Here is a 663-nt window from a genome sequence, read left to right as displayed (position 1 = left end):
GTGCTTCTATTGTCAAAATAATTTAAGATTCCCATGTAGTTTAAAGAGATTGTGTTCATAACAATCCTGAAGCTTTTAAAACCACTATTTTCAATTTGGCTGTACCAAAGGGCGAGCTTAGTCATTGCTATATTTTTGTCCGTACAGGTGTTATAAATCACCCTTAGCCGGTTTGATAATAGATAGGCTTCCCGTATCATAGGATATTGTTTGAATAAAATTTCAGCCCTTTGCTTCTGGGATCTAGTCCATTTGTCTGGACTTTTGAATAGCAGATACCTACTTCTTGCCAGTAGTTGTTTGCGGGTATCTCCATTACTGAATACTTCAGCTTGGTATGGGAGATTGTTGGCTTTGGCAGCTTTAATTGCCTCATTTTCTTGTTCTAGGGCTTGCCATCGGTATTTTACCCTAATGTCTTGTACAGCATCAAAAGCTAGTTGTTGCACATGAAAACGATCAATGACCTGTATAGCCCTTGGAAAACTCTTTTTTACAATCAGTTTCATGCTGCCAGCCATATCCAGGGTTATTTCTTCTACCTGCCTTCGCTTGCCTTCAGGTATTTTTTTAAGATATTTAATAACCTCTTCAGACTTGGTCCCGGCAACAATAGCGACAATGGAACCTGCTCTGCCTTTGGCCTTTTTATTGGTTACTACC

General features: G+C 39.2%; 1 protein-coding gene. It reads right to left on the bottom strand.

Translation table 11 applies throughout. The annotated features are described in order from the left end of the window. Nucleotides 1-663, bottom strand: a 663-nt coding sequence (locus HC176_RS15680) for an ISAon1 family transposase (protein ID WP_167919924.1), incomplete at both ends; no start/stop codon positions are given.

Source organism: Tamlana crocina (genome assembly GCF_012037625.1).
This window is presented reverse-complemented; position numbering and strand designations above follow the sequence as displayed.